Origin of the sequence: Plectonema cf. radiosum LEGE 06105 (assembly GCF_015207665.1) — a bacterium.
GTDB classification, from domain to species: Bacteria; Cyanobacteriota; Cyanobacteriia; order Cyanobacteriales; family Nostocaceae; genus Rivularia; species Rivularia radiosa_A.
Window position 1 is genome coordinate 1 of sequence record NZ_JADEWL010000182.1, and the last position, 11,632, is coordinate 11,632.

Below are 11,632 nucleotides of genomic sequence, written 5' to 3' on the forward strand. Positions count from 1 at the left end.
GGGGAGATGGGGAGATGGGGAGAGAAAATTCTTAATTCCTCACTCCTAACTCAAAACTCCTAACTGCTAACTCAAAACTCCTAACTGCTAACTCAAAACTCCTAACTCCTAACTCCCAACTCCTAACTCCCAACTCCTAACTCCCAACTCCTAACTCCTAACTCCTAACTCCTAACTCAAAACTCCTAACTCCCAACTCCCAACATCCTACTTGTAAAACATAACCAATAAATAACTCTTTCTTATTCTAAATTTAACCTTTTTCGTTTTAAAATTTACCAAGTCTTGAGGTTGGGGATTTATCTAGTTAAAAGTGGATAAATTAAAACTTGAAGATAACGCTCAGGAGTCAGGAATAATGCCTCTGGGTAAAATTATTAAGCTTCTTTTAGGAGCATTTCAAAAACTTCCTGCTGAGTCAGTAAACTCTTTGGAGTTGTCAGAAGGGGTAATTTATCCTCAACTTACAACTGATGATAATACTGATTTTTTGCCAGAAAATGTAAGCGAAATTACATTAACTCAGCCGACTGCGGAAATTGCTCAAATATCTTTACCAACAATTCTGGAGGGAAAAAAAATGATTAACGTTTCCATGCTGCAAGACGAACTGCAAAATTTTGTCAGCGCTGCTTCTGATGTCCAAGGTGCGGCCTTGGTAAGTCCTGATGGTTTGGCTTTGGCTTCGGTTTTACCCGGTGGAATGGATGAAGAACGTACTGCTGCAATGTCTGCATCTATGCTTTCTCTAGGTGAACGTATCGGTAGAGAATTAGCTCGTGGAAGCATCGATAGAATTGTTGTAGAAGGGGAAAAAGGTTACGGTGTGTTGGTTGGTTGTGGTGCTGATGCTGTTTTGCTGGTTTTAGCTGGAGCAGGTGTTAAGCAAGGTTTATTATTTCTAGAAGTGAAACGAGTTGTTGCTAAAATCGCGCCGTTAATGGCTTGAGTTGTCATGCAATATAGTCCTTATACGGATGTTTGGATTGGTGATTTTATCTAGTTTCAGTTCAAATCTGGATGATGTTTTGATTGTGTAAATACTGGTATTTATCTTAAGTTCAACATTAGGAAAATTAGGAAATTTAAACTAATTGTTGGCTTAAGAATTGGGCTGATCATATTTTCTACTAGTTTTTTAATAAATAATAGGAGTTTCTGACAATGAGTATAGAACCACAAGCGTTTATGTCTACTTTGGAAAAGCGCGTTTGCTTAACAGCAGAAGATAAAATGCTGCTTAAATCTGAAACAGATTGGGGAAAAGAAATTGCTCCAGAAATGGCAGAACATTTCTACGCTTATTTAGGACGTGATGAAGAAATGAATGCGATTTTAACTGCTACAGATGGACGGATGCATCGTTTGCGGGAAACATTTATCGAGTGGTTCCATGAAATGTTTACAGGTATGGATGACTGGGGTAAAGATTATGCTGAACGTCGTTGGAAAATAGGTTTAGTTCACGTTCGTATCGGGATTGGACCTCAGCACGTTGTACCCGCAATGGCAACTGTAATCCGGGAAGCCGGTTATCGTGCCAAAAAAGATGGTAAAAGCGAAGAAATTAAAGAGGCTATGAGCCGTATTTGCATGATTGACTTAGCTTTTATCGAACAGGCTTATGTGGAAGTGTCTTCGCAAGCTGTTTTGAGAGAAACTGGTTGGTCTGAAGGTTTATTCAGACGCTTAATTGCTACTGGTGCTAATTCGATGTAAGAAAAATTATTTAGTTTTATAAACTAAACCGGGACAAAAGTATTATTAGTCACTATTCTTGACTTTTGTATGCAGATAGGATAAAGAGTTGCCATACACAAAAAGAAATATTGGTTATTTAATCAGTCTTTGAGCAATTTAATTTTTGCTGATGTTTGTGGCTAACACTATAAATTAATTTATCGGGGCGCAATTTTCCTGTATTCTGTGCGAAATTCTTGATTATGACTTGTTTTCCCTGGCTTTCAAAAAACACAGAAGGTCGGGGATTTATGTATATACACGTTTTAAAAATTAAATTTGTATTGTAAGATACTTTTCTTTATAATTTCATTAATTATACTGATGGCAGAAAAAACTTTAATGAGTGTTTCTACCAAAGCGATTAATTGCTTTCTCAATAGAATTAAGTCTTTCTGAATGCATGATATGTAAGGGCTATGGGGGTTCCCATATTTAATTTCTGTAATTTTTATCAGAAGTATAGGATTTTTCACTGATTTGTTTTGTAATGTATATCATTTAGTTAGGGCTGCTGATACCCATTTGCAGAAAAGTTGTATTGTATGGCAAATTTTTTTTCTTCGTTAATAACGCTTTTAGTTAGCAATTCTGACTTAAAAGCAGAGAATACACCGAATCAAACCAGAAACGAGAGTAAAACAGACAAATCAACAGCTTTAAGCGTTTATTTGTTAGAACGAAGAATAGACTGTATGTCTACTTCTTCAATTGTGCAAGTAGTTCACAAAGCTTGTACAGAAAATAAGAAAATAATTGTAGCGAATTACAATATTCACAGTTTCAATCTCTCCATGCAGTTGCCTTGGTATTACGAGTTTTTACAAAGTGCAGAGATTGCTAATTGTGATAGTGTAGGGATATTAAAAGCGATTGGCTATATGGGTTTGGATTTACCTTTGGATTATCGAACTTCCTATACGCTTTTAATGCCTAAAATCTTAGAAAGTTGTAATAAGCAAAAATTTTCGGTGTTTTTCTTGGGTGGTAAGCCAGAATATTTACAGACGGCTCTTGATAATTTGCAGTTAAAATATCCAAAAGTGAATTTTGCAGGACATCATGGGTATTTTGATAAAAAAGATCCGCAAGTTAATCAAGTCGTAATTGAGAAAATTAATCAATTTAAACCGAATATTCTAGTTGTAGGCATGGGAATGCCGATTCAAGAAAGTTGGGTACAACAGCATCGTGATCGCTTGCAAGTTAATGCGATTATGCTTGGTGGAGCGATTATTGATAGAATAGCTGGAATTGTCCCAGATTGTCCGCATATTCTATCTAATGTTGGTCTTGAGTGGTTTTATCGCTTTTGTCGGGAACCAAAACGTTTAGCGGCTCGTTATTTGTTAGGAAATCCGGCTTTTGCTTTGCATATTGCTTTGGCAATTTTTAATAAGACTTCTTTGCGAGTAGAATTAACACCAAAGTTATAAAATTCTCTTTGAGTTTTGTTTTTAGTTATAATGTAATCTTCCTAATAGCTCCACTGGGATTTTTTCGGCTTCCACTGGATTAATTGGAACTAACTATATGCTTTACTTTCGGTTGTGTAGATACAAAGTAAAGTATGCTTTGGGCGTTATTTAAGTTTTCTAAATCATTATGACAATAAAACAATACCATAATTATTAATTGGAATAATTATATTTTGATTGGTAAATACCATGAAAATTTGTTATTTGATACAAACTCATCAAAATGCGGAGCAAATTTATCGTTTAGTTGATAGAATTCAGAAATCAGCTTTTGGTAATCAAATTATTATCAGTCATGATTTTAGTAAGTGTAATTTAGATGAGGATGGCTTAGAAAAACGTGGTGTTAAAGTATTGAAAAGTAATGGAGGAAAGCGCGGAGATTTTTTTGTAATTCAATCTTATCTAAATGGTATTAAATGGTTGATTGATCATAAAATTGAATACGATTGGCTAATTTATCTTTCTGGTCAAGATTACCCAATTAAGCCAATATCAGAAATTGAGTATTTCTTATCAAAAACCGATTATGATGGTTTTATGGAATGCTTTAATGTTTTTTCACCCGAAAGTCATTGGAGTATCCAAGAAGGTAAAAGTCGTTATTTATTTAAATATCAAAATATTGGGTTACTTACAAAATTCCCCCATTGGTTAAAGCTATTATTTCTACCCATAAAAATAATTAATTACTTACAACCTTTTTTCCGAATCAACTTAGCATATGAAATGTTTGGTATAAGAAGAAAATCATTATTTAATGAAGAATTTATTTGCTATGGAGGTTCTTCTTTTACGACATTATCTAAAAAATGTGTAGATTATTTGCATGATTTTTGCGAAATTCATCCGGAAGTTATTGAATACTATCAGGAAGTATGTAATTCAGATGAATCTTTCATCCAAACAATCTTAATTAATAGTAGAAAATTTAATTTGTGTAACGACAATAAACGTTACTTTGATTTTTCTCAAACTAAAAATGGACGACCTAAAATATTAACCATCAATGATTATAATGCGATTTTGCAAAGTAATGCTCATTTTGCGAGAAAGTTTGACATATGTAAAGATGAGAAAATTTTGGATATTTTAGACAAAGAAATCAGCGAAGTTGGAGTTAATCGATAATTGTTTGATGGGGAATTTTTCTACAAAAGTACTTCGGGAGAAGAATGATGGTGAGAATACCAAAAGTTAGCGTTATAGTTCCTGCTTACAATGTCAGCAAATATATTAAAGAAACTCTGATTTCTTTAGAACAGCAAACATTTTCAGACTTTGAAGCATTGATAGTTGATGATGGCTCTACAGATAATACTAGTACCATAGTGCAGCAAATTTGTCAACGAGATTCGCGATTTCAACTATTACAAAAATCAAACGGAGGTTTATCTTCAGCACGAAATTATGGTATTCGTCATGCAAGGGGTGAATATATTGCTTTACTTGATGGTGATGATATCTACCATAAAGATAAATTAGCAACTCATATCGCTCGATTGTATAGTCAGTCTGATGTTGGGGTAGTTTACAGTGCTTCGCGGACAATTCGCGATGATGGAAAACCGATATTTATCACTTTGAGCGGTAAGCCCGTACATCCAAATCCTGTAGTGGCGTTATTGTGCAAAAACTTTGTTGGACATGGTTCTAATGCAGTATTCCGTCGTTGTTTGATAGATGAAGTTGGCGATTTTAATGAAAACCTGCGTAGTTGGGAAGATGTGGATTTGTGGTTGCGAATTGCTGCAACGCACAAATGGCGATTTTACCGAGAAAAACGGATTTTATGTGATTATCGCGTGCGCCCTTCCGGATTATCTTTCAATATCGTCCAAATGCGGAATAGTGGGGAGCTAGTTATTGAAGATGCTGTAGCGCGATCGCCAATGTTAGTTAAGCCGATGTTACCAACTGTATACGCTTATATGTATCGTTATTTAGCGCGGTTGTCTCTGCAAGGTGGTGATATGCAAACAGCAAAAGATTTTATTGATCAAGCTTTGATGTGCGACAGTTCGATTTTTTATCGAGATATGCGTTCTTTAGTAACTCTGATGTCGGTACGTTTGTCATCGGTATCGAAATTAGCCATCGGACGTTCTCTCGGTTTTGCTTCCTCAGTACAAGGTAAAAACTGATAGTGAAAGCAACTGCACTTTTCAAAAATGGCTTATGGATTTCCTACGCCACATTCGTAACCCGTATTTTTGCTTTTCTCAGTAGTCTGGTTTTAGCAAGATTATTACAACCATCTGATTTCGGAATCATTGGAATTGCCTATGTTTTTTGGTCTTTTTTCTCGTTGTTCATTCAGGATACTGCGGGTGCTTTCATTATCTATAAGGGAATAGAACATCCTAAATATGTCAACACTGCTTACACTATTAGCTTATTAGTGGGATTAGCTTTAGCGGTGGGAGTGATAGCAACAGCACCACTGATAGCGATGTTCTTTAAAGAGCCAACTTTAACCTGGATATTAGTAGCTTTTGCATTTAATCTAATTCTCTCTTCTGCTAGCTATGTTTATTCCAGTGTGATGACGCGACAGTTAAAATATCGAGCGATCGCCAATATCACTTTAGCTAATTCGATTACACGATTACTCGCGACTACGGGTGCTGCATTTTTGGGCTTTAGTTACTGGTCTTTTGTGATTGGTGATACAACTTCTTGGTTAGTTAATTGTGTGTTAACTCGTTATTATTCGAGGTATAAATTCCGTTTACAAATCGACTCAGAAGTTAAATCGGAAGTTCAATCTTTCTATTTTGGTACTGTTGCTTCTAGCTTCGGTTTGTATACCAATTTCAACATCGATAATTTTACCGTGGGAAAACTTTTGGGTAGTGCGAGTCTTGGTTACTACAATCTTGCTTATCAGCTAACAAATGCATTTTCAAGTATTGTCGGTGCTGTATTTAATCAATTAGGAATGCCGATTTTTGCTCAATTAGTAGATGATAAAGAACAACAAGATACTTTATTAAAAGTTGTAGAGCAAACTGCTATTTTAACCGCTGTAATTTGCGCTTTAATTTTCCTGATGACAGACTCCTATGTTGTCACTTTAGTATTCGGGAAACAGTGGATACCGATTGTTAATGTAATTCCAGGGTTACTAATTTTTTCCTACTTTCGTATTATCAATTCTTCCCTGTTCTCGATGTTGGTTGCTAAAGGTCGTCCGGATATTAATGCTAAAGTAAACTTACAAATAGCTCCAATTGCAGTCGCTGGTTTTGTTCTGGGTGCAAATTTAGGTGGAATTATCGGAGTTAGTTTAGCTGTTGCATTGGTGTTAGGAGTTGGTTGGACTATTTACTGGTGGTGGGTAGCTTGTCGAAGCTTAGGTTGGTCGTTTCCCAAGTTTATTATTCCCTGTTTTGTTCCGATTTTATTAACTATTCCAGGTCTTTTAATTTCATATAGTTTACCTCTAATGATTAGACCATTTGCATTGATTTTGACATATATAATATGTATAGGATTTTTTCTTCCTCAAAAATTTGCTCAATACAAAATTAAACTCAATCAATTGTTCAAACGCTTGCAAAAGTTACGTCACAATAACGAATAATCTTAGATAATTTTAAAATTAGAAACATGATCAACAATACAAAAGCAGTTATATCGGTAATTATCCCAGCATACAATGCTGCAAAAACGATTCATCAGACAGTTATGTCGGTATTGAATCAAACTTTTAGTAATTTAGAATTAATCGTAATTAATGATGGTTCTCAAGACTCTACTTTAGACGTTCTTTTTAGTATTAAAGATTCGCGGTTGCAAGTGTTTTCCTATGAAAATTCTGGTGTTTGCGTAAGTCGTAACCGGGGAATTGAACAAGCTGGTGGTGAGTTTATTTCTTTTCTGGATGCTGATGATATCTGGACTCCAGATAAATTAGAGGCGCAATTAACAGCTTTACAAAAAAATCCTCAAGCCGCAGTTGCTTATAGTTGGGTTGACTACATTGATGAATATGGCAATTTTTTTCATCCGGGCAATCATATAACTATTAATGGTAGTGCCTATGAAAAAATGTTGGTACAAAATATCTTAGAAAATGGTTCTAATCCTTTAATTAGGAGAGAAGCATTAGCTGAGGTTGGTGGTTTCGATCCGTCATTAACACTTGCTGAAGATTGGGATATGTGGTTACGTTTATCAGAACGCTATGATTTTGTTACTGTACCATGTGTTCAAATTTTATATCGTACTTCTTCTAGTTCGGCATCCACTAATGTTGTAAAAATGGAGAAATCCTGCTTAAAATTTATTGAAAAATCCTTTAATAATGCTCCTGCATCTCTCCAATATCTCAAAAAAAATACTCTTTCAACTCTTTATCATTATCTGACTTTTAAATCATTGGAATCACCTTTAAGTCGCAAAAATGGCATAATTGCCACAAGATGTTTTTGGAATGCGATTCAAAATGATTTATCAACAATTTGGCAATGGCAAACTATGTCCAAAGCATTCTTCAAAATTTCTACAGTACTTATTTTACCTCCCGAACAATACAAAAAATTCAAAATTATAGTTAAAAAACTTCTGATTAAACAACCTGCAAATCAACTAGAAATAAAATACAATGAGGTTAAAAATTGATGTTTAATTTTGGCTTGATTGTAGAGCAAGCATTGGGACATATTACCCACTACCAAAATTTGAAATATTGGGTAAGCAAAGATAATAGTATCCAACCGATTTGGATGCCGGTAGGAACGGGTACCAATGATATATTGGATAAACTACCAGTTATTCGTAATAATTGGTCACTACAAGTTAGTTTGCGTGCTTTTAAGCAGATCAAAACCGCGATGAAGCTGCATCCAGATGCATTATTTTTGCACACCCAAACCACCGCGCTGTTTGCTATTCCTTTTATGCATCGCATTCCAACGATAATTTCCACTGATGCGACACCTTTAAACCTCGATAGCATCGCTGCTGGATACAACCATAAAGTTGGCAATAACTATTTAGCAGAACGTAGTAAATTTGAATGGAATAAAAGTACTTATAAAGCTGCCACAGCAATTATAACTTTTTGTGAATGGGCTAAAAATTCCTTGGTTCACGATTATGACATACCTGGAGAAAAAATAACAGTAATTCCACCGGGTATTGATTTAGAACAGTGGCATTTTAGACAGAATAAATTAGTCAATTGTGATTCCACAAATCCCCTACGTTTATTGTTTGTAGGAGGAGATTTTGCTCGGAAAGGTGGTTATACTCTGCTCGAAGCTTTTCGTAATGGTTTAGATCAAGATTGCGCCTTAGATATCGTTACCAAAGATACTCATATCAAGGATGAATTAACCGGAATCGACAACATCCGGGTACATTGCGATTTAACACCTAACAGCCAACCTTTAAAACAGCTTTATGAACAAGCAAATATTTTTGTCTTCCCAACACAAGCAGATTGTTTACCTAATGCGATTACAGAAGCGATGGCAGCAGGATTACCAATCATTACTACTGATGTTGGTGCTTTGAGTGAACAAGTAAAACATCAAGTCAACGGTTTAATTGTGCCACCGTCAGATGTTAATGCTTTGCAGAATGCTCTGCAAACTTTGAAAAATGACCAAACAAAAATAACTGCAATGGGTGCTGCTAGCCGTGATATAGCCGAACAGCGTTTTAATGCTCAACGTAATTATGGTGAAGTTTTTAACTTGATGAAGAGCATATCACAAAAATCGCGATCGCAACATAGTAACGTCAAAAGTCTTCATCATGTCTAAATCTTCAGCCGATATTGCTATTTTTCTTCGCTGTCTTTACAGCGGTGGTGCGGAACGAGTATTACTAAATTTAGGTCGCGGTTTCGTACAAAAAGGGCTAAAAGTTGATATGGTACTAGTAAAAGCAGTAGGCTCTTTATTAAAACAATTACCCCCAGAAATTCGACTGATAGATTTAAAGGCGCAGTCAAAGTTAAGTATTCTGCCTAAATTAATTAAGTACTTGCAGCAAGAAAATCCGACAACGATGCTTGCAGCTTTGCATTATCCTTGTGAAATAGCCCTACTGGCAAAACCTATGGCTGGAGTATCAACACGAATAATAGTATCAGAACATAATCATCTTTCTTTAGAAGCCAAACGAATTCCCCAACTTTCCACTAGTTTAACACCATTGGCAGCCAGACTTTTATACCCTTGGGCTGATGGAATTGTCAGTGTCTCTGAGGGAGTTGCAGCAGATTTAGCCAAGGTGACTAACTTACCGAAGAAGCGCATCGATTTAATTTACAACCCGGTGATTACTCCGGAATTGTTCGTCAAAGCGCGAGAATCAGTTAATCATCCGTGGTTTGAATCAGGACAACCACCAGTTATTTTAGCAGTAGGGAGACTACATCCGCAGAAAGATTATCCTACTTTATTGCGTGCATTTACTCAAGTGCGGCAACAGTTTCGGTGTCGATTAGTTATTCTAGGAGAGGGACCAGAAAAAGATAATTTAAATAATTTAATTAATCAATTAGAATTGCAAGCCGACGTTGCCATGCTGGGTTTTGTCGATAATCCTTATGCCTATATGGCTAATAGTGCAGTTTTCGTTTTATCTTCCGCTTGGGAAGGTTTTGGTAATGTAATTGCAGAAGCCTTAGCCGTAGGAACTCCGGTAGTATCTACAAATTGCGAAAGTGGTCCTAGGGAGATTTTAGCAGATGGAAAATATGGAGAATTAACCCCAGTTGGTGATGCAAAAGCAATGGCTAAAGCTATTTTAAACGTACTTTCGGGGAATCGCAAACAAGTAGATGCACAGTGGCTAAATCAATTTAAATTAGAAACTTGTACCGAAAAGTATTTAGAGGTATTGGGTATAAATTAAAAAAGGTTAGAGGTTAGAGGTTAGAGGTCAAAGGTATTTGTATTTTACTATTTTATAGATAATAATGTTTGTATTTAAGCCTATTAATAATAGTAAACAATCTGAGCCAAAATCCGAAGCTAAACCATTTGGTGAACGGGTAATTTATTGGACAATTATGCTGACACCTGTTTGGTGGATATTGGGATTACAAACTATTATTTATCCAGTTGTCAGCGCATTTTTACTCATAGCTGGATTCAAACTAGATAAACTAATTAAACAATCTTTACCAATTTGTAATTGGGCGTGGTTAGGAATGACTTTAGCTGCATTTTGGACAAATATAATCGGATTAGAAACAATTCGCTTTGAAATATTAAAAACAGCAGCTACATTCTTTACTTTATTTAAAGGCTATTTTATGATTTTTGCCTGCATGACTTTACCTTTTTGGTATCGGATTCGGGTACAAACCATTGTGCGGGCTGTATCCTGGATGTCAGCTAGCTATTTAATACTTTTAACAATTCAACTACTGATACTTTTTATTCTCGGTCCCCAAGAACATTTTTTACCACCTTTAGCTCGTTTAATACCGGGTGAGAAAACTAGTTTAATGGTTAAGTTTGCTGAAATTCAACCGTTTTTTGGTATTCCTTTACCAAGAACAGACCTTTATACAGCTGACCCTCCTATTTTAGGGGTTTGTGGTCTTTTGTGTTTCTTCATGTGCTTGAGCGAATCTAACCAACGCTTGCGGAAATTAGCTTTAACTGGTAGTTTTGTTGGTTTAATAATTTCTCAAAGTCGTTTGGCTTGGGTATGTTTTCCTTTAGTTTGGGTGATTATATACTGTTTTCGTAGCGGATTGGCTCGACAAGCTTATTTATGGGTAGTATCTCTGACTTCTTTATTTGCTGCTACATTAAGTTTAAGTATAAAAGATTTTATCGCTTTACCTTTAGAAACTTTTAATAGCGCTCGTGCTGACTCATCAAAAGATCGAGAATTTATTGTGAATGCAACTATCGATGCCTGGAAAGAATCACCGTGGGTGGGATGGGGATTTATGGAAAAAACCGCAAGTTGGGGAAATGGCGCTTTTGTATTACCATTAGGAACATTTTCTTCCTATGCACAAGTGCTTTATATACACGGAATTTTCGGTTTTATTTTCTTTATCATTGCCCTTGTTTCAACTTTATGCAGTTTTTGGAAACCTGCTATTCAAGAAAACTTAGTTTGTCAGCGTGCCTTTGGTTGTTTAATAGCTTTATATTTACTACTTCATGCCACTAATTTAACTTGGATGGCGATTTATTTTTGGTTCTTCTTTATTTGGTTAGGAGCGATTTTATCTGAAGTACAACAGCAACAGCCAAATATTACTGAATGGACAGAGTTGGGAGTGAGTAGTTAGGAGTTAGGAGTTAGGAGTTTTGAGTTTTGAGTTTTGAGTTAGGAGTTTTGAGTTGGGAGTTAGGAGTTTTGAGTTGGGAGTTTTGAGTTTTGAGTTAGGAGTTTTGAGTTAGGAGTGAGTAGTTAATAATGAAGTATTT

Annotated in this window: 10 protein-coding genes; all 10 read left to right on the forward strand. The window is 35.6% G+C overall.

Features of this window, described 5'->3' with window-relative positions:
- Positions 1-313: 313 nt before the first annotated feature.
- Complete coding sequence (locus IQ247_RS33460; RefSeq protein ID WP_322745597.1) at positions 314-949, forward strand: roadblock/LC7 domain-containing protein; 636 nt, start codon at positions 314-316, stop codon at positions 947-949.
- A 215-nt stretch (positions 950-1,164) separates the two neighbouring features.
- Positions 1,165-1,719: a protoglobin domain-containing protein gene (locus IQ247_RS28860; protein WP_193925240.1), complete on the forward strand. Its 555-nt coding sequence runs from the start codon at positions 1,165-1,167 to the stop codon at positions 1,717-1,719.
- A 566-nt stretch (positions 1,720-2,285) separates the two neighbouring features.
- Positions 2,286-3,176, forward strand: coding sequence for a WecB/TagA/CpsF family glycosyltransferase (locus IQ247_RS28865; RefSeq protein ID WP_193925242.1), 891 nt, complete (start codon positions 2,286-2,288; stop codon positions 3,174-3,176).
- Between the two features lie 231 nt (positions 3,177-3,407).
- Positions 3,408-4,349, forward strand: a complete 942-nt coding sequence (locus IQ247_RS28870; protein ID WP_193925244.1) for a beta-1,6-N-acetylglucosaminyltransferase — start codon at positions 3,408-3,410, stop codon at positions 4,347-4,349.
- A 44-nt stretch (positions 4,350-4,393) separates the two neighbouring features.
- Positions 4,394-5,362 carry a glycosyltransferase family 2 protein gene (locus IQ247_RS28875; RefSeq protein WP_228060136.1) on the forward strand — a complete coding sequence of 323 codons (969 nt, stop codon included), beginning with the start codon at positions 4,394-4,396 and terminating at the stop codon, positions 5,360-5,362.
- A 2-nt stretch (positions 5,363-5,364) separates the two neighbouring features.
- Positions 5,365-6,804 carry an oligosaccharide flippase family protein gene (locus IQ247_RS28880; RefSeq protein ID WP_193925248.1) on the forward strand — a complete coding sequence of 480 codons (1,440 nt, stop codon included), beginning with the start codon at positions 5,365-5,367 and terminating at the stop codon, positions 6,802-6,804.
- 26 nt (positions 6,805-6,830) lie between these two features.
- Positions 6,831-7,844: a glycosyltransferase gene (locus tag IQ247_RS28885; RefSeq protein WP_193925249.1), complete on the forward strand. Its 1,014-nt coding sequence runs from the start codon at positions 6,831-6,833 to the stop codon at positions 7,842-7,844.
- The gene (locus tag IQ247_RS28890; protein ID WP_193925250.1) at positions 7,844-8,992 is read left to right on the forward strand and encodes a glycosyltransferase family 4 protein; all 1,149 of its coding nucleotides are present in this window, start codon (positions 7,844-7,846) and stop codon (positions 8,990-8,992) included. The genes IQ247_RS28885 and IQ247_RS28890 overlap by 1 nt, the downstream gene beginning before the upstream one ends.
- Entirely contained in the window at positions 8,985-10,091 is a 1,107-nt protein-coding gene (locus IQ247_RS28895; protein ID WP_193925251.1) for a glycosyltransferase, read from the forward strand. The genes IQ247_RS28890 and IQ247_RS28895 overlap by 8 nt, the downstream gene beginning before the upstream one ends.
- A 64-nt stretch (positions 10,092-10,155) precedes the next feature.
- Positions 10,156-11,493 carry an O-antigen ligase family protein gene (locus tag IQ247_RS28900; protein ID WP_193925252.1) on the forward strand — a complete coding sequence of 446 codons (1,338 nt, stop codon included), beginning with the start codon at positions 10,156-10,158 and terminating at the stop codon, positions 11,491-11,493.
- The last annotated feature ends 139 nt before the right edge of the window (positions 11,494-11,632 follow it).